Source organism: Domibacillus epiphyticus (assembly GCF_001975785.1).
Taxonomy (GTDB): domain Bacteria; phylum Bacillota; class Bacilli; order Bacillales; family Domibacillaceae; genus Domibacillus; species Domibacillus epiphyticus.
The window spans coordinates 39,402-58,540 of the sequence record NZ_MSFI01000014.1 but is presented as its reverse complement, the minus strand read 5'-3'; the positions used below and the strand labels follow the sequence as shown (position 1 = coordinate 58,540).

Below are 19,139 nucleotides of genomic sequence, written 5' to 3'. Positions count from 1 at the left end.
AACGAAAAGGAATCCCTCCGAAAGTCCGGGAATGGGATTCCTTTTACTCTTTTTACAGTGACCACTTATTATGAAATAACAAACGATCTAACTCCTCCCTTTTTCTCCATTTTGCCGTTTCCAATATAGGATTTTTCGGATAAACATCCGTATACCCAATCGACAATAAAGCAACAGGATCAATATGGGGCGGTATTTCCAAAATATCACGCACATCAGATTTTTTATAAAAACTCACCCATCCCATTGCCAAACCTTCAGCGCATGACGCAAGCCACATATTTTGAATCGCACAAGCCGTCGACATCATATCCGTTTCCGGAATTGAATTTCGTCCGAGTACGTGGGATCCTCCCCTGGATGGATCGCATGTTACACAAATCGTTAAAGGGGCTTCTTTAAGGCCTTCAATTTTTAAATCGAGAAATTTTGTTGATCGGCCATCATCTTCGTAATGAATGGCAAGTGCTCTTCTCTCTTTCTCCGCCGCCCAAGCTAAGCGGTCTTTTATCTCCTCCGACTCAATCAAGATAAAATTCCATGGCTGCATAAACCCGACCGATGGAGCATGATGTGCCGCTTTTATTATTCGTTTAACCGCTTCTTCCGGAACTGGATCAGGCAAAAAACTACGTACGTCTCTTCTAGTGAATATCACTTTATAGATCGCTTCTTTTTCTTCATTCGTGAACATACAGACACCACCTTTACTCTTTGTTTGAAATTTGGGCTGTTTCAAACGTGGCCATTTCTTTTAGCATCAAGACGGCTGATTGAAGAATTGGAAAAGCAACCGCAGCGCCTGTCCCTTCTCCAAGCCTCATTTCCAAATCGAGAAGCGGTTTTTTACCCAGCAGCTCCATTACGTGTGTATGTCCTGGCTCAACGGAACGGTGTCCTAAAATCATGTAGTCAGTCACCTGATTAGAAATTAATTTCGCTACTAAAGCGGCAGTGGCACAAATGAACCCATCAATGAGTATCGGTGTTCTGTTACTTGCTGCAGCAAGCATTGCACCAGCCATTCCAGCAATTTCAAGTCCTCCGACTTTCGATAAAACATCAATTGGATCATCTGCGGCTGGTTTTCTTCTTTTAAGTGCGTTCATAATAACTTGTTGTTTATATGGTATTTTATTTTTCTCAATTCCAGTACCGATTCCAACAAGACTATCGATATTTTTTCCGCTAATCGCTGCGGCAACAGCGCTGCTCGTTGTTGTATTCCCAATTCCCATTTCACCTAGAATTAGACATTTCGCACCATCATTTATCATTTTTTGTCCCAGTTCGAAGCCTATTTCAATTGCTTTTACTGCTTCATCGGGGGACATAGCATCTTCGTTTAAAAAATTTGCTGTTCCATATCGAACTTTTTTCTTTACAAGATTTTCATCCTCGATATCAGAAGACACACCGATATCCACAATGCTTAAGCGGGCATTAATAGATCTGCTGAATACATTAATAGCAGCTCCCCCGTTTAAAAAATTCCGAACCATTTGACATGTTACTTCCTGCGGGAAAGCAGAAACCCCTTCAGAAGTGATCCCGTGATCAGCTGCAAATACAATAACCCCGGGCGGCGAGATTTCTGGAAATGCCTCTCCCGTCATTTTCGCTAGTTCTATCACTACTTCTTCTAATCTACCAAGGCTACCCGGAGGTTTCGTCAGTGAATTTACATATTTCTCTGCATTCATGCCCATTTTTTCATCTAAATTCGGTATATGTATGCCTTGAAGTCTATTCATCATTTTAAGCAGCATCCTTTCTAATTTTAAGTCCTAAATAAAAAAACCTTAACGAAAGAAGTTAAGGTTTCAAGACAAATTTAAAGAACTTAAATGTGTTTTTAAAATCCTTTTCCTCCCACCGAAGAATACAGAAACGGATATTATAAGCAGGTATCCTGACTTAAGCATATTTGTCATAACAAACTGCTTTTACAGTAGCGGGGGCTGCTCCGGATTTTCACCGGATTCCCTATTATCTCTCCACATATGTATCGAGCACTTATAATATTTATTCAGTTCTATGTTCAATTAAACTATATTCAACATACAATAGCAACTTCGATTATGCTATAAACTAGCTGGATTATGTATAAATTCCGGTACGAATACCGGCTTATTTTCCTTCGTCAGCATAGGCTATAAATTTCGATTCAAGCCTTTCTTCGAGTATTTCCATCGCAGCTGCATCAGCAAGGAGTTCCTCTTTATTTTGTTTTATAAGCTCTGTTAATGTTTTTTTCTGAATTTTACGCATCATTTTCACTCCTTTCTGATTAAATGTTATCATTCCCATAAATAATGTTTTAATACAAAATATTCAAATAATTATTCATAAAGAAAGCCGGCTCCATTAATTGGAGCCGGCTTTCCAACCTTCTTCATTATTTCGCATTGACACCTTGTAATTTTCCACGAAGGACCATTTGCAAAATACCGCCATGACGATAGTAATCAACGTCAACTTCAGAGTCAAAGCGCACAAGAGCCTGGAACTCTGTTTTCTTGCCATTTTTATCTGTCGCTGTAACGGTTACGACTTCACGTGGTTTCACGTCATTTGAAATGGCCACTTCAATCGTTTCTTCACCCGTCAAACCCAGTGTTGCTGCGTTTTCACCAAGTTTAAACTGGAGTGGCAGAACCCCCATCATAACAAGGTTAGAACGGTGAATACGCTCATAACTTTCTGCGATAACCGTTTTCACTCCAAGCAGATTTGTTCCTTTCGCTGCCCAGTCACGTGATGAACCCATACCATAATCTTTGCCAGCAAGAACAACAAGGCCTGTACCTTGCTCTTGATACTTCATGCAAGCATCATAAATTGGCATTACTTCACCTGTTGGCCAGAAAGTTGTGTAGCCGCCTTCTGTACCCGGGGCAATTTGATTTCGAATACGAATATTCGCAAATGTTCCGCGCATCATGACTTCATGGTTACCGCGGCGTGAACCATAGGAGTTGAAATCACGAGGCTCAACACCTTTCGAACGAAGGTATAAGCCAGCCGGAGTATCTTTGCCAATTGCACCTGCTGGTGAAATATGATCGGTAGTAACAGAATCACCGAATTTGCCCATTACACGCAAGCCAGTAAGTGCTTGAATTGGTTCAGGATTTGGCGATAGATTCTGGAAGAACGTTGGATTCGCAATGTATGTTGAATCATCATCCCAGCTGTAAAGAGCTTCGTTACTAGTTTGAATTTGATTCCATTTTGCGTTGCTGTTAAATACTTGCTCATATTCTTTACGGAACAATTCTGGTGTAACAGTGCGTTTTACTGCTTCTTTTACTTCCTCTGTTCCAGGCCAGATGTCTTTAAAGAAAACATCCTGACCGTCTTTTCCTTTGCCGATCGGCTCATTTTGAAGATCTACGTTTACGTTACCTGCAAGTGCATACGCAACAACCAGCGGTGGTGACGCAAGGTAGTTACCTTTTACAAGCGGATGGATACGGCCTTCAAAGTTACGGTTCCCTGACAAAACAGATGTAACGAGAAGATCGGAGTCAATAATTGCTTTTTCGATCTCTTCTTTCATTGGACCGGAGTTACCAATACAAGTTGTACAGCCGTAGCCGACGACATTGAATCCAATTTTTTCCATGTACGGAAGTAAACCAGAGTCGCGAAGGTAGCCTGTAACTACTTTCGAACCAGGCGCGAGTGATGTTTTCACATATTTCGGCACTTCAAGACCAAGTTCAACGGCTTTTTTCGCCACAAGGCCTGCAGCTAAAAGAACGTAAGGGTTTGAAGTATTAGTACAAGACGTAATGGCTGCAATTCCAATTGCACCTGTCTTCATTTCAGCAGTTGTACCGTCATTAAAAGTAACAGTTGCAGAACGGTCAAGTTCGTCTGCTGTTAAACCAAATCCATGGTTGCCCTGAGGCGCGCTGATCGCATCCTGGAATGATTTTTTCATTTGAGAAAGTGGAATTAAATCTTGCGGACGTTTAGGACCAGACAAGTTTGGCTCAATTTCAGCAAGGTTTAGTTCTACTACAGTTGTGTATATTGGATCTTCGTTTGCTGGTGTAAAGAACATGTCGTTTTCTTTTAAATATTGTTCAACCACTTGGATATGCTCTTCATCACGGCCAGTTAAACGCATATAGTCAAGGGCTTCCGCATCAACCGGGAAGAAACCGCATGTCGCACCGTATTCTGGTGCCATATTTGCAATCGTTGCACGGTCCGCAAGCGGAAGTGACGAAACACCAGGCCCGAAGAATTCGACGAATTTTCCGACAACGCCCTGCAGGCGGAGAACTTGTGTTACTTTCAACGCTAGGTCAGTTGCCGTTGCACCATCAGGAAGTTCGCCTGTTAATTTAACACCTACTACTTCAGGAATCGGGAAATAAGAAGGCTGTCCAAGCATTCCTGCTTCTGCCTCAATACCGCCGACTCCCCATCCGAGGACACCGATGCCGTTAATCATTGTTGTATGAGAGTCCGTACCGACGAGTGTATCAGGGTAAGTTTCAAACTCGCCTTCTGTTGTTTCAACAGCATGAACAACATTTGCGAGGTACTCAAGGTTAACCTGGTGAACAATTCCCGTAGCCGGTGGAACCGCGCGATAGTTATCAAATGCTTTTTGCGCCCAGCTTAAAAACTCATAGCGCTCTGCATTGCGGTCAAATTCAAGTTCCATATTACGGTCAAGCGCTTCCTGCGTGCCGTAAGCATCTACCTGAACAGAGTGGTCAATAACAAGGTCAACCGGAATTTCCGGATTGATTACTTGTGGATCACCGCCGATGTCGGCCATTGCTTTTCGAAGTGAAGCAAGGTCAACGACAACCGGAACACCTGTGAAATCCTGCAAAATAACACGTGATGGCTTGAATGGAACTTCTGCTTCTTTATCAGCATCCACTCCCCATTTTGCCAAGTTTTCAACGTGATCTTTTTTGATAACATAGCCATCATATTGTCGAAGTACTGATTCAAGTAACACTTTAATTGAATATGGCAGGCGTGAAACTTTTGCCGTTCCCGCTTCTTCTAATGCTGCCAGACGATAATAATTATAGCGCTTACCATTCAAATCAAAGCTTGCGCGGGCATTAAACACATCATTTTTCGCCATTTCGGTTCCCCCTCTAAAATAATGAATATGTAAGACATCCGAAAAATTAGTTCTTTCATTATGTTCTAATTTTCCACACCTATTATCTTATTACAACGATCAATATAAGTAAATATCAAGAAGTTAATCACCATCCATAAGTAAAACTAATCACTTAAAAAACGACTTCTTTGTACGTACGGCTAAAATATCACCCATCCACCCTTTTTTCTTCAAAAAAATGTAAAGAAAAAACGTACAAGCAGCAATGAGCAAACCAGAAAATAAATAGCCAAACTTCCATTCCAATTCAGGCATATGGTTAAAATTCATTCCCCAGATTGCACCCAGCGCCATGACTGGTGTAAATAACGTTGTAATGACGGTCAATGTTTTCATAATTTCATTTCCGCGGTGAGAAGAAACGACATTTTCTAGATCTAAAAGAGCATTAATCTCCTCTTCGTATTCACGAATTAATTCGCTGGCGCGTGAAATCCTCCTTTTCGTACGTTTATATTCCGGTCCTTCCAACACTTCATCACCAAATGCCTCTTCCACAGCCATATGTATTTCTTTCATAGGAATAATTAAGTTTTTCCAGTTCAAAAGCTCGTGATCTGTGTTTGCTGTTTTATCTAAAATTTTCGTATTATTACGCTCTCTTATATCCCATAATAAATCGCGAAGCCGTACTTCGAATTTGTCGATTTCTTTTAAAAAATGCGCCATAATTTCTCCTAGAAGGACAAGGAACCCTTCAATAGACGTTTCTGAAAAGTGCATTTTCCCTCTCATTTCTTTTCCATCAGCATGTTCAAGTTCTTTTAAATCCAAATTGGCTGTGATTAGTTCATTACGAGTTAAATAAAAATGAAAGACACAGCTATTGTCTTTTTCATCCAAATCCTGCTTATAAACAATTGACCCCCATATTATTTCCCCACCCGGTGTTCCAGTGTACATATCAAGCGAATTGGTATGATTCGTCTTTACATCCTTTACCCATCTTTTACATGTGATATGTTTTTCGGCAAGCTCTTTTGCCTGAGAATCAGCATGTATATCAAACTCTTTCCATTTCCATTGCGAAGAGTGGAATGTATGTTCCATTTCATTCAAGTCCTCCCCCATTCATATTTTTATTAGTATACCCTTTTTTGTTTTTTAATAACTATTTCTTTTATTTACCAATGTTTTGAATTTATAAGGGCGGGTAAACTATTTTTAAGTAAATGCCTTTAAAGGCAAAATGAAGGAGGATAAATATGAATATGAATGTAAATAAAAAAGGTGCGATACAAAAAAGCGGAGGTCTTGGATATCTGCTTGTAGGTGCAAGTGCAGCCGCGTGGTGGCTTTCAAAAGATGAAAATCGTTCAAAATTTGATGGCTGGATGACGAAAGCGAAGCAAAAATTCAACGGTGAGACAACTCCTTCTGATGATGCATTTCCAATTCACAAAGCAGGAAATCCTCATCCTGAGGATATCGCCGATAATAAAATGGTTAATGAAGGCGCCCAATACGCTGTTAACTACTACAATAAAAAAGAACAGTGATTGTAGAATACCATAAATTTTCCAATAAAGCCTTGTTTTACGAAGGTATTTAAGAAGCAGATCAAATTCCTGCTTTGTATCCTCCAGTAGAGTCTCTATCATTTTGGGGGACGATTGGTGGACGTTTAGAGTCCTTAATAGGGCTCTTTTTTTTTTGATTTTACTTTTGCTTGCAGGAATATCCGTTCTTATATTTGAACATCTTATTAACACCAATGTTCCGAAAAGGTGGTTGTAATGGAATTGCCTGTATCAATGACATTTGTGACGCTCAGTTAGCAAAAAGGACATCATTTTGAATAAACGCAAAAAAGCCCTGAATCATGTTTACAGGGCGCTCTTGTAAAGCTAAAATTGCGGAAAAAATTATGTATTTTATATCTTTTTATTTATGTATAGATTAGAAGGAAGAATTTCATCATTTGTCATGATATGTTCGTGGCACTTCATCAATGCCTCCTCAAGAGAATCGGGTATTCTTTCTGCATCATAAGCACAAACTAACATTAATTGTAATTCATTTACTGCAATGTCAGCTTCATTTTCAAATTCTTTTATTATATTCAATACTTCATATTTTTCTCCCCACTCCACATGAGCCCATATTCTGAAGGGAATATTGTTTTCAGAGTACGATTCTAATATTTTAGATAAATAATTAAATATAGTCGGAGGATGGAAACTACCGTTTGAAAAGTAATAATTAAAGTTGTTAATATGCTGAATTTTAGTTAGCTGATCTGGCTTTAAAGTTGCTTCAAGCCTCTTATATATCAAAAGGAATAATCGATCATTTTCTATGAACAAAATGTGCTCACCTTGCTCGATTCCATCGACAATATAAGAAGTAACATTCTGGATGTAATTTTCCTCTTCTGAAAATTTATAAAATATGTGTGCGCTATTATTTTCATTTTTTAAATGGAAAAAACTTTCTTTCATTTCTAGTCCGCCTTTCCTGTGCAGTAGATACTATATTAACACAATATTATAGTGTCACAAATTTTTACACATTAAAAGCCCTGTCATAATACCATAACAAGGTACTCATTGAACGGTAAAGCGGTTACCCCTTCATTCAGATCAGCTAGAGAACATGCGGGAAATTTAGGAAGCTATCAAAGAACAGGGGCTAAACAAATAATTGCCCCCAAATAATGCATCTGAGGGCAAAGAAACGTTCAACTTCTGACAAAAAATAATCTATACAGCTGGATAATGATTAGGGGCATCAAGGCTAAAACGTAAATATACAAAAGCTGATCATAACTTAGGACCGCAACTTCAAATACGTCCCTAAGCATATCAACCATCAAGACGAGGTGAAGCAAAACGATTCCCAGAATAACCGCATACCATACATATTTATTGGTAAATATTCCGATTCTGAAAAGGGATTTCGTCGATCTCGCATTAAAGCCATGCATCAACCTGGCCAGGCATAGAGTAGCAAATGCCATGGTGCTTGCCGTCCCAGCATCTCCTGTCGACAATCCTATATGAAAAGCAATAAGTGTGACGATGGCGATTAGGAAGCCTTCAATGATGACCCTGGTCGCAAACTTTTTGTTTAATAACGGCGTCTTTACATTCCTTGGTTTTTCTTTCATGATATTTTTATTATGAGGCTCCAGCCCTATAGCTATTGCAGGCAGGCTGTCGGTAAGGAGGTTAATGAATAAAAGATGGACAGGCGCAAAGGGAACGGGCAAAGCTCCAATTGAAGCATATAGAACCGACAAGATTCCTGCCGTATTTCCTGCTAGAAGAAACCTTATCGAATTCCTGATGTTTTCATATATGCTTCGTCCGTTGGCGATCGCTTTGACAATCGTCGAGAAATTATCATCTGTAAGCACCATGGATGAAGCGTCCTTTGCTACCTCTGTCCCAGTTATCCCCATGGCAATCCCTATATCCGCCTGTTTTAACGCTGGGCCATCATTAACTCCATCCCCTGTCATGGCGACAACGTTCCCCTTTTCCTGCCATGCCCTGACGATCCTAATCTTGTGTTCTGGCGATACTCTCGCATATACAGAAATACTCTCAACTTTGTCTTTCAGTTCTTCGTCACTTAATTTTTCAAGCTCAAAGCCCTCCACTGCTTCCGTTTCATCCTTTAAAATCCCAATTTGTCCGGCAATCGCACTTGCCGTTATTCTATGATCCCCGGTGATCATGACTGGTTTGATGCCTGCATTGATACAGCTCTCCACAGCCCCACGGGATTCTTCCCTTGGTGGATCCATCATCGCTGTCAGCCCTGCAAAGATCAAGTTGTTCTCATCCTCCAGGTTTACCTGTTTATTTTCATCTATTTCCTTATAAGCAAATGCCAGCACCCTTAAACCCTGAACTGAAAAATCCCGATTTACTTTTTCGATATTGTTCTTGTCTTCATCTGTAATATCTCTGACACCATTAGCAGTTTCAATTTTTATAACCCTCGATAAAAGGACATCCAGGGCTCCTTTTGTAATCATGAAAACATTGTCGTTAAACCTGTTGACAGTACTCATCAGCTTCCTGTCCGAATCAAATGGGATTTCCTGCAGCCTCGGATAATTGTCCCTGATTGCTTGTTCATCAAGGTTATAGACTTTCCCTAAGTTAACTAAGGCAATTTCAGTTGGATCACCAATTTCCTTTTCTTCTGTGGTGATTGCGTCATTACACAGCAGCGACTTTAAAATCACATCCTTCTCCACAGGATTATCTGGATCCAACTTGTTGTAATCCAGCACCCTATCAAGGACATAAACCTTTTGAACGGTCATTTTATTTTTAGTCAGCGTTCCAGTTTTATCAGAACATATAACTGATATGCTTCCCAAGCTTTCGACTGCATGAAGCTTTCTGATAATGGCATTTTCCTTCGCCATTTTCTGTGTCCCAAACGCCAGCACAATTGTTACTATCGAGCTGAGTGCTTCCGGGATGGCTGCAACAGCTAGAGACACTGCGAACATGAATGAGTCAACAATTTCACGGCCTCTGAATAAATCAAGGGCAAAAATAATTAACGATATGGCAACGATAACAATAGCCAGCTTTTTGCCGAAATTGTCTAAATTCTGCTGCAAAGGTGTTTTTTTGTCCTGGGCACTCTCTAATAAATTGGCGATCTTGCCAATTTCTGTTTTCATCCCAATTTGGGTCACTAACACAACTGCTCTCCCATATGTTACAAAACTCCCTGAAAACACCATATTATTCCTGTCTCCAAGTGGAACATTCTCTTCGTCAATCGGTTCTGTCGACTTGTTTGAACTTAGTGATTCACCTGTCAGGGAACTCTCATTTACCTGTAAGCTGTAATTCTCGATCACTCTGCCATCGGCACTGACGTAATCGCCTGCGTCTAGAAATAAGATATCCCCTACGATTATTTCTCTCGATGGTATCTCAATTTTTTGTCCGTCCCTTAATACTTTTGCTGTAGGTGCAGACAGAGCCTTAAGACTTTTTAACGACTGCTCGGCCTTTACATGCTGGACCGTACCCAGGATTGCATTGAGAATAACGACAACCAGGATAACAATCGCACTTTCAAATTTTCCTAAAAAAGCAGAAATGATGGCTGCTGCCAACAGGATGATAACCAAGAAATCTCTGAACTGGCCAAAAAATACCTGGACGGTGCTTCTCCGTTTGGCTTCCTCTAACTCATTAAAACCGAATTCAGTTCGTCTGCCCTCCACATCGTGAGCATTTAATCCATCTTTAGTAACTCCCAATGTTCTCAATACTTCATCTGTTGATTTTCTGTAAAATTCAATGATTGTAATCACCTTCCGATAGACTTAAGACTTATTCTTCAACATCTAAATTCATTCGTTCAACTTTCAATTCTCTTAATTCTCGTCGCTATCGTTAAAACTTCACCAACCTCGTATGTACCCAAATTGGTTTTCCCCCCCCATTCTCCATAAAATTGTCAAAAGAATTTCAAGGTATAATGTTGCCCAAAAAAATAATTTAATGCTAAAAACACTGTTTCTTTTTTATTAAAAAAGGCTTTATGCTGTTGTCTAAATAATAAATAAACCGGAGACAGTTTTTGTCTTTCTATAATTAATAAAAACTTACATTCTTATAAAAAATTTATTTGTCCGCTAGATCTGGAAGTGGAAAAAGAATTTATTTCATTGTTGCATAAATCTTCTACTGAATTTTAGGGACTGTCATCAAACAAAAACATATTCAATCATTAACTGAAAAAATTCCCCTTTAGTTCGGGCTTACTTCTTAATTACTACAATAAAAAAGAACAATAAAAAAAGCGTATTTGCCAGGTTTGGCAAATACGCTTTTTTATGCTTGGTATTCTTTTGATTAACCACTTCAGCTATTATTCCTCTTCCTGTTTTGAATACTCATCTACATAATATAGTATATCCGACACGTATTGATCGCTTTTATTATAGGCAAAAATAGCTCGCTCCAAGTCACCATCTGCGGCACCGTTTGACTGTAAGTATTTTGCTGCACTGAACACCGCATCTTCAATATCGAAAGGGTCCGCTTTGCCGTCTCCATTTGCATCTACACCATACCCACCATATTTCTTAATCACTTCGGGGTCAATTTTTTCTTCTTCCGGTATATCTCCTTTACCGAGCCCACTGCAAGTCGGATGCTGCCATCCAACAAATGTACATGGCATAAACTGCATCGGTCCCTCTGCACCAACAGGTGAAATCATTGGATCCATTGTAGAGAATTTGGTTTCAACACGGTGATGAGCAGCAAGAAGCTCCCACGGTACCCCGTACTCATCCGCAGCCTTTTTATAAATCGGGATAAATTCTTCCGGAATGTCCTTTGATTCAATCAGTTTTGTCGTTGAGTCACTAAGAGCAAACAGAATCAGCAAAAACAACCCTATGACAATAAAAAACAATGGTAAAGCATCTATTCCCTTTTTTCGTAATTTACGTCGTTTAACCATAATGAGCTCCTTCATTGAACGTCTTTATCTATCATAGAAAAGACACGTAAAAACTTCAAGCGAAATCATTTCATTCCGCCATTAAATGATGGGTGAACACTCTATTTTCGTTTTTCTTTCCGCTTTTCAGTATACCCCGGTAAAAATCAAAGTATCATTAATACATGATAAAAGAAAACGGGAACGCTGCTGAATACTCAACATGTCATATGAGACACCTAAAAACCATACCAAAAGAAAAGAGCCCCATTATGCAATAGGGCTCTTTTCAGGTACATTGTCAGTGCAAAGCTGTTTTAAACCAGGCGTTCTGGAAGCAGATTCGGCGGCTTCTTGACGCAGTTTAAGCTCTTTGCTTTTCATTTCTGACAACGAAATGACCATTTCCGCTTCTTTTTTCTTTAACCGCTCAATTTCAAACTGCCAGCCATTTGCTGTAGAATAGGCAGCCTGCATTTCAGAAATTAAATCCGCTTCATAATATGGATATTTTTCCATCACAGCATCGGCCATTTTTTCAAAGGAGATTTGCAATTTCTTTTCCAGACTGTTTCTTTCTGTTTGCAGATACGTATTTGTCAGCCAAGCACCGGTGGACTTCAACAATCCTTTTTTTGATTGGTTTGCCTCCATTTTAGACTGAATCCGGAGCAGCTTTTCTCGAATACGCGTATTGGACACACTAATATCACCCAAATATGGACGAGCTGAGTCTGTTTTTAAAAAGGCAATCAAACGGTCGCGTAAGTTCCTGTACACTGAACGTGCTCTCTCTTCTGCACTGAGGGCATTTTCAAGATCCTGTCGAATTAAATGAATGTTCTTTTCTTCTTCCTTTTGATCTAGCTTTACCTCATTGATTTGCCGTATTAACTCGCGGTAGTTTCCCTCTCTTTTCATCCATTCTTTCGGAATAATAGCAGGATTGGTATCCTTCACTTCATCTTCTGTCGGCATGTACATAAGCATCATTGCTGCAGGTACCAGCCAGCTTCCTGAAACAAGACTTTTCAGCGCCACATCTGCTGTAAAAAGAGAATTCGGATGAAGCGTCCATATATATCCGGGGTAAGTGTCAGGCACATTATTACCGATACTGCGCAGAACAACATTTTCATACATCGACAGCCCCATTCTTGTCCCCATTTCAAAAAGGAAAGAATCCAGCCCTTTTTCCTCAACAATTCCCTTAAATGATGCTTCTCGATTAACTTGAAGATGCTCAAAAATTTGCACCCGCTTATACTCAGGCATTTCTTCCCAGTAACGTTGGATAATGAATAAAAGGGGCTCTTTTCCTTCATCTGCTTTTTCATTTTTAAGTAAACGTTCTATTCTCTGCACATTTTCATTATGGAGTAAAAATTCCAGTTTATTTGATAAAAGTGAATTCTCCCATCTTTCAAAAAGGTATTTATCTTTCTTCACAGCCTTTTCAAACCATTTGTTAACGATTTCATCTGACCTTGAGGCTACTCTTTCCATTTCGTTTAAACGCGCTGCAGGAAGTTTTAACAATTTCGATAAGGCAATGAACACATCCAGCTGCAGCTCTGAATTTGGCAGTTCATTTTGTTTTTCCGCTTCTTTTACGATTGCCTGAAAAAAAGGGGTCATTTCATCCTTTGAAAACCGGCTTTTTGCTTTAAGAGTAATTAAGTCGCGTGCATGAATATGGTGCAATATTGAATGAACAATGCGAAGCCGCATACCTGTCAATGAACTGACAGCAGCGCCAATCGATTTAATTTCCATAAAGATCCGCTCCATTTTATTCTTTATTTTGAATTGTACACGAAATAGAATATAAAGAAAAATGAAAGACTATTATTTCCTTATAAAGTCTACTTTTATTAAATTGTTCACTTTTTTGTCAAAAGGAGTTGCCAAATATTCATACTTTTCTTAGAATAGAGTTACAATTCTGTAAATTGAAAGCGAATACAGAATTGAAAACGACCAAGGGGAGGTCTTTTATGGAACAGAAAGCGCTTAACACTTTACCACCGCAGCAGCATGATTATGAGGCAATTGCGGCTAGTCCGGAGTTCAAGTCACTGGTCAAAAAGAAAAACAAGTTCTTGCTTCCCATCACCGTCTTTTTTCTTTTGTTTTACTTCACACTGCCTTTTTTAACTTCATTTTCAACAGTACTAAACAAACCGGCAATTGGAGACATTACTTGGGTTTGGGTATTTGCTTTTGCTCAATTCATCATGACTTGGTCACTTTGTATGATATATGTTAAAAAAGCGAATGAATTTGATGTAGAATCAGAATCCATTTTAAAATTACACAACAAAAACGAAGGGAGTGATCGTTAAATGAGTGTTCTCGGTCTCTTTTTCTTCGCTGCAATCGTTGGATTGACTCTCTATGTAACCTATTGGGCCTCTAAACGGACAAACTCAGCAAGTGAGTTTTATACAGCTGGGGGCGGCCTAACGGGATGGCAGAACGGAATTGCCATTGCAGGTGACTACCTGTCGGCGGCTTCCTTTCTAGGTATCGCCGGTGCAATCGCGTTAAATGGATTTGACGGATTCTTCTATAGTCTCGGGTACTTAGTTGCGTATTTAGTGGTTTTGTATATTGTTGCCGAACCTCTTCGAAATCTTGGTAAATATACGCTCGCTGACATGATCACAGCTCGATTCGATCAGCAAAAAATTCGGGCGACAGCTGCGATCAGTACGCTGACAATTGTTCTTTTCTACATGATTGCCCAGCTTGTTGGCGCAGGAGCACTTATACAACTTTTACTCGGTATTGATTACTGGATAGCTGTACTGCTTGTCGGAATTATGATGACAACCTATGTATTATTTGGCGGGATGGCCGCCACAAGCTGGGTTCAAATCATTAAAGCGGTTTTACTAATGGTCGGGACCATCATTATTTCATTTCTCGTTTTATTAAAGTTTGACTTTAATATTTTAAAAATGTTCTCTGAAATGAAAACGGTTACACCTGCAGGGGCAGATTATTTAAATCCAGGTGTGAAATATACAAACGGCATTGATACAATGTCTATGATGATCGCACTAGTATTTGGAACAGCTGGTCTTCCGCACATTTTAATGCGCTTCTTCACCGTTAAAGATGCGAAAACAGCACGCAGCTCTGTCGTTTATGCAACATGGATCGTTGGTATATTCTACATTTTAACGATTTTCCTAGGATTCGGTGCCGCTGCTTTCGTTGGCTCTGAAGATATTATTGAAGCAAACGCAGCTGGAAATATGGCTGCTCCACTACTCGCGAAGGCACTTGGCGGCGATTTGCTGATGTCATTCGTTTCCGCTGTCGCTTTTGCCACAATCTTAGCCGTTGTTGCCGGTCTCGTACTATCTGGTGCATCAGCGTTCGCTCATGATATTTATGCCCAAATTATTAAAAAAGGACAAGTGACTGAAAAAGAGCAAATGAAAGCTGCCCGCTATGCTTCCATAGGTGTATCTGCTTTATCGATTATTCTTGCACTCTTTGCTCAAACAATGAATGTTGCGTTCCTTGTTTCTCTCGCTTTCTGTATCGCAGCAAGCGCAAACTTGCCTGTTATTATTTACACAATATACTGGAAACGATTTAACACAACAGGTGCTGTTTCAGCGATGTTGACAGGGCTTCTTTCAGCTCTTATTCTCGTTGCGGTGAGCCCAAACGTATGGGGGCCTGAAGGAACCGCAATTTTTGTTGGCGATCCACTATTTCCATTAACAAACCCTGCAGTTGTTTCAGTTCCAGCTGGATTCATTGCGGGTTACATCGGTTCTCTTGTTTCAGCAAAAGCTGATGAACGCAAGTATGCAGAGGTAGCGGTGAAAGCCAATACTGGGTTAAAATAAGTATACGGAGCAGACGGACTATTCCGTCTGCTTTTTAAATAATAAAAAGGAGAATCCATGATGCGTTATTTTTTTTCAATCTTCTTCGCACTTTTACTCGTAATAGCGACTATATTGCCTCAAACACCTGAAGCGGCGGTTGATCCGTACGCAGCTTATCTTTCAAACGTGACTGACAGCAAGCAAGTGATGATTGCAGAAGGAAGCACTTCATCCGTGAAAGCAACCGTTAAACTGTATGAGAAAGTAGGAAGCAAGTGGGTATTAAAGCGGGTTTCGCCAGCTGTAACAGGGAAAAGCGGACTGTCATTTACCAAGAAGGAAGGTGATGGCGCTACGCCAACAGGTATGTATTTAATTGGTGACATGTTCGGCTTTGCAGCAAAGCCGGCCGGAGTAAAATCTAAATATACTGTCACGAATAAGTTTCATTACTGGGTGGATGATTCACTTTCAAAAGATTACAATAAATGGATTTATTATCGGGGTAATCCAGCCACACGCTGGAAATCTTTTGAACGCTTAAATCACTCGTTATACAAACATGCCATTATTATCCGTTATAACGAAAAACCGATTGTAAAAAACGCAGGAAGTGCTATTTTTATTCATCGTTGGCGCAGTAGTTCAACCCCAACAGCCGGATGCATCGCTCTCAGCGAATCCCATCTAACGGTCTTAATGAAATGGCTGGATCCAGCGAAAAAACCTAAAATCGTTATTGGCACATCTGATTCCATTAAAGATGTGCTTAAAAATCAATAACCGAAGAATATAGAAAAAAGAACACCGGCTGAAAGTTATACGTCCGGTGTTCTTTTCTTCTAACGCTTTAGTCTTAAAAAAACTCAGGGAAAATAATTGCAAAGACTCAAAAGGTTCCAAACATAAGTAAATACTGTTCTATGATATTGGTAATACTAGATAAAAAATAAATGATAATTCTATAACGTTTTCTTTAAACTATTTTTTGAATATACTTCTGAGTTATTATGCCTGTGTTAAATACGATTGAAATCATAGTATTTGAGAAAACATTGCGTCACCAGTAAAAATCAATGAATGAAAAATATCGTACAAATAAAACCAATTGAAGCTATTATTGACAAAAATAATTGCCCTTCACAGACCTTGTCAAAAGTATGTCTCCAATGCATGAACAATAAATTTAAAAACTAACATAATTTAGAATCAAAAATTGAGAGTGGATGTTTCTCTCTACAAAAGCGAATCCTCTAAATGCATGATTAATAAATCAATATATAACAATGTTTTATCGTTCATATCTTTCAAATTCAACCCTGAAATTTCCGAAATTCGTTTTAAGCGATACGCTAAAGTATTTGGATGAACATGCAGTACAGCTGCAGCTTCATTCATATTGCCATCAAAAGCTAAAAACGTATAAATCGTTTCCAGCATATTCGCATTATGGATATGGTCATATTCCTTCAGTTTTTCCACAGTTTTATTTTGTTTACCTTTTCGAACAGCACGAAACTCTTCAATTGCTTGAAATATGCCAAGCTTTTCATAACAGCTGGGTATATGAACAGTCGGAAAAAGTCTCTTCATGCGCAGCACATACAACGCTTCTTGATAACTTCTCTTCACATCCAGTGGATTGTTCACGGCGCTCCCACCTGCTCCAATTGGACGAACTTGAAGACGTTCCGTTGTTTTTTTTATAAAATCATTAACATAATCATCCAATACATCCGTTTCGGATTTTTCAGAAAAACGAATTAGTAAAATAAGATGCTCACCATCATACGTTCTGGTAATACATGAAACTTGCTGCAGCGTTTCAACAAGATAATCAATTTGCCGTTCCAATGTTTGATCAATTGTTCTACCAAAGTCAAAAATTACAGTAATCAGATCACCGGACAATGGAAGCCCGTAAACTCTATTGGCCTGATCAATTTCATTTTTTCCATTAAAATGACCGGTTAATAACTTCCAAAAGAATTCTTGATGACTTTCTTCAGCTGCACGCTTCTGTTTTTCATGCTGTAAAAGCTGATGTTTTACTGCTCTTGCAGCTTCTTTTAAAATGGACATTTGCTCATCTGTAAAAATCGCTTTGGATTGTGCCCAAATGAAACCGATGACTTTATCTTGCTTTCTGACAGAGATAGCTACCCGTTCGCCTAGTGCCACTTGATCAATAGCCGGAATGATCACCGGTTCGTCCGATTCAAATAGTTTCGGGATCGCTCCACTTTTCCATAGACTATTTATGACGTGTTCAGGTACACGCCGTCTCATAATAGTTGCAATCCGAACAGGATCAATTTCCCCTTCATGCCGGCTGTAAGCAATAATTTGGTGATTCGCATCTTCAATTGTGATTGGGCAATGAAGCGCTTCACTAATGCGGTCCGCCAGCATCTCAATTGATTCATACTCAAGGTTGAAATAGTGATTTCCTGCGTTTGACATTTTACTCCTCCACTGCCTTTGAATACTTCTATTATAAATCGAGGAAATGCCATTGTAAAAAAGAATTGGAAAAGCGGGATCATTATAAGATCCCGCACATGGTCATCTAGGGCAATTGGCTGCTGGCTGTCGCTGAAGACTACACTGGAAAGTAAATGAAATTCGAAGGCCGGTCTAAATGGAGAGGTTTAATACTTTCGGGATTCACAGCTAGGGCAAATATAAACATCTTCGGCATCAAAAATGGAGCCGCACTTTGTCTGTTCGAGAACGACCATCGCCCGTCTTAATTCCGCACGCTGTCCTTCCCAGCCGCATTCACACTTAACGCTGTTAGTTGACCCAAATTTGTAGAATCCGTAGTTCATAAAATCACCCCTTATTGAATATTCAGAAAAAATCTGTACTCTTATCTTACACAAACAAGGGAATTTCCGCAAGTAAAATATATTAAATTTTCGTAAATTTCTAAAAAGTCAAGACTTGTTTTTAAAATTATTGGATGATTATTAAGGTAAAAGCCCCGATTTTTGCAATCGAGGCTTTCCATTATGTTTCTTTTGATAAGTGCTTCATATCAAGGACGATTTCATCAAATGGCACATCTGTATTTCCGCTGTAACTTTTCACAACGGTGCCTTCTTTATCCACTAAATAAAAGCTCGTCCCATGCATGAATTGATCGGAGTTTGGATCTGGCACCGCTAGCGTTTGAAAGCTTCCTTTCGCAAATTCGCGAATATAGTCACTATCATAACCCGTTAATAAGTCCCAATTCGACTCATCCGCTTCATATTTGGAAATATACTCCTTCAATACTTTCGGTGTATCTCTTTTTGGATCAACACTAAATGAAATAATACGGTATTCTTTTACTCCTTCTTTATTCAATAAATCCTGGAGTTCACTCATATTATGAGTCATTGGCGGGCAAACCGTTGTACAATTTGTAAAAATAAAATTCGCGATCCATACTTTTCCTTTTAAATCACCCAAACTTACTTCATTCCCGTTTTGATTCACATGTGTAAAGTCATCGACTTCCACATCCATATTGGCTTGAAAATTGCTGCTGCAGGCAGATAAAACGATCATGGTTACAACAGCAAGCGCCATTTTACAAAGTAATTTCAAAAGTATTCCCTCCATGCAGCTTTTATATTTTAATCCTAGAGGAAACCCGCTCATTTCTCAATCACGTTTTGCATTTTCCTCATGAAAAATTTATG

The 19,139-nt window shown here is 39.3% G+C and carries 16 protein-coding genes and 1 riboswitch; of the genes, 4 read left to right on the top strand and 12 right to left on the bottom strand.

Annotated features, from left to right (window positions below):
• Nucleotides 1-52: 52 nt before the first annotated feature.
• The 5 genes from bluB to BTO28_RS09880 all read right to left on the bottom strand — a co-directional run bounded on the left by bluB (nucleotide 53) and on the right by BTO28_RS09880 (nucleotide 6,214).
• Nucleotides 53-694 (bottom strand): 5,6-dimethylbenzimidazole synthase, encoded by a 642-nt coding sequence (gene bluB, locus BTO28_RS09900; protein WP_076765798.1) that lies wholly within the window; start codon nucleotides 692-694, stop codon nucleotides 53-55.
• A 13-nt stretch (nucleotides 695-707) separates the two neighbouring features.
• Complete coding sequence (gene cobT / locus BTO28_RS09895) at nucleotides 708-1,757, bottom strand: nicotinate-nucleotide--dimethylbenzimidazole phosphoribosyltransferase (RefSeq protein ID WP_083711459.1); 1,050 nt, start codon at nucleotides 1,755-1,757, stop codon at nucleotides 708-710.
• Between the two features lie 128 nt (nucleotides 1,758-1,885).
• Nucleotides 1,886-2,035, bottom strand: a riboswitch (cobalamin riboswitch).
• Nucleotides 2,036-2,130: 95 nt separating this feature from the next.
• Complete coding sequence (locus BTO28_RS09890) at nucleotides 2,131-2,271, bottom strand: FbpB family small basic protein (RefSeq protein ID WP_083711457.1); 141 nt, start codon at nucleotides 2,269-2,271, stop codon at nucleotides 2,131-2,133.
• A gap of 127 nt (nucleotides 2,272-2,398) precedes the next feature.
• Nucleotides 2,399-5,122 (bottom strand): aconitate hydratase AcnA, encoded by a 2,724-nt coding sequence (gene acnA / locus BTO28_RS09885; protein WP_076765794.1) that lies wholly within the window; start codon nucleotides 5,120-5,122, stop codon nucleotides 2,399-2,401.
• A 150-nt stretch (nucleotides 5,123-5,272) separates the two neighbouring features.
• On the bottom strand, nucleotides 5,273-6,214 hold the full coding sequence (locus BTO28_RS09880; RefSeq protein WP_076765792.1) for a magnesium transporter CorA family protein: 942 nt from the start codon (nucleotides 6,212-6,214) through the stop codon (nucleotides 5,273-5,275).
• 155 nt (nucleotides 6,215-6,369) lie between these two features.
• On the opposite strand from BTO28_RS09880, the gene BTO28_RS09875 reads away from it, so the two are divergent.
• Nucleotides 6,370-6,663 (top strand): hypothetical protein, encoded by a 294-nt coding sequence (locus tag BTO28_RS09875; protein ID WP_233129864.1) that lies wholly within the window; start codon nucleotides 6,370-6,372, stop codon nucleotides 6,661-6,663.
• Nucleotides 6,664-7,038: 375 nt separating this feature from the next.
• On the opposite strand, the gene BTO28_RS09870 is transcribed toward BTO28_RS09875, so the two are convergent.
• From BTO28_RS09870 to BTO28_RS09855, 4 genes are all read right to left on the bottom strand, one after another.
• Entirely contained in the window at nucleotides 7,039-7,605 is a 567-nt protein-coding gene (locus BTO28_RS09870; RefSeq protein ID WP_076765790.1) for an MEDS domain-containing protein, read from the bottom strand.
• A 239-nt stretch (nucleotides 7,606-7,844) separates the two neighbouring features.
• Nucleotides 7,845-10,448 carry a calcium-translocating P-type ATPase, PMCA-type gene (locus BTO28_RS09865; protein ID WP_076765846.1) on the bottom strand — a complete coding sequence of 868 codons (2,604 nt, stop codon included), beginning with the start codon at nucleotides 10,446-10,448 and terminating at the stop codon, nucleotides 7,845-7,847.
• A gap of 569 nt (nucleotides 10,449-11,017) precedes the next feature.
• A complete protein-coding gene (locus BTO28_RS09860) occupies nucleotides 11,018-11,617 on the bottom strand; it encodes a lytic transglycosylase domain-containing protein (RefSeq protein WP_076765788.1) in 600 nt (199 codons plus the stop codon).
• A 249-nt stretch (nucleotides 11,618-11,866) separates the two neighbouring features.
• Complete coding sequence (locus BTO28_RS09855; protein WP_076765786.1) at nucleotides 11,867-13,372, bottom strand: hypothetical protein; 1,506 nt, start codon at nucleotides 13,370-13,372, stop codon at nucleotides 11,867-11,869.
• Between the two features lie 221 nt (nucleotides 13,373-13,593).
• Between BTO28_RS09855 and BTO28_RS09850 the strand changes: the two genes are divergently transcribed.
• From BTO28_RS09850 to BTO28_RS09840, 3 genes are read left to right on the top strand one after another with little or no spacing between them, the layout of a single operon-like run.
• Nucleotides 13,594-13,941, top strand: a complete 348-nt coding sequence (locus tag BTO28_RS09850; RefSeq protein WP_076765784.1) for a DUF485 domain-containing protein — start codon at nucleotides 13,594-13,596, stop codon at nucleotides 13,939-13,941.
• Entirely contained in the window at nucleotides 13,942-15,465 is a 1,524-nt protein-coding gene (locus BTO28_RS09845) for a solute symporter family protein (protein ID WP_076765782.1), read from the top strand.
• Nucleotides 15,466-15,525: 60 nt separating this feature from the next.
• The gene (locus BTO28_RS09840; RefSeq protein ID WP_233129863.1) at nucleotides 15,526-16,230 is read left to right on the top strand and encodes a L,D-transpeptidase family protein; all 705 of its coding nucleotides are present in this window, start codon (nucleotides 15,526-15,528) and stop codon (nucleotides 16,228-16,230) included.
• A 453-nt stretch (nucleotides 16,231-16,683) separates the two neighbouring features.
• Here the strand turns inward: BTO28_RS09840 and BTO28_RS09835 are convergent, their stop codons facing one another.
• The 3 genes from BTO28_RS09835 to BTO28_RS09825 form a co-directional block, all read right to left on the bottom strand.
• Nucleotides 16,684-17,910, bottom strand: a complete 1,227-nt coding sequence (locus BTO28_RS09835) for a PucR family transcriptional regulator (RefSeq protein WP_076765780.1) — start codon at nucleotides 17,908-17,910, stop codon at nucleotides 16,684-16,686.
• 188 nt (nucleotides 17,911-18,098) lie between these two features.
• Entirely contained in the window at nucleotides 18,099-18,278 is a 180-nt protein-coding gene (locus tag BTO28_RS09830) for a hypothetical protein (protein ID WP_076765778.1), read from the bottom strand.
• Between the two features lie 181 nt (nucleotides 18,279-18,459).
• Nucleotides 18,460-19,059 carry an SCO family protein gene (locus BTO28_RS09825; protein WP_083711453.1) on the bottom strand — a complete coding sequence of 200 codons (600 nt, stop codon included), beginning with the start codon at nucleotides 19,057-19,059 and terminating at the stop codon, nucleotides 18,460-18,462.
• Nucleotides 19,060-19,139 lie beyond the last annotated feature (80 nt).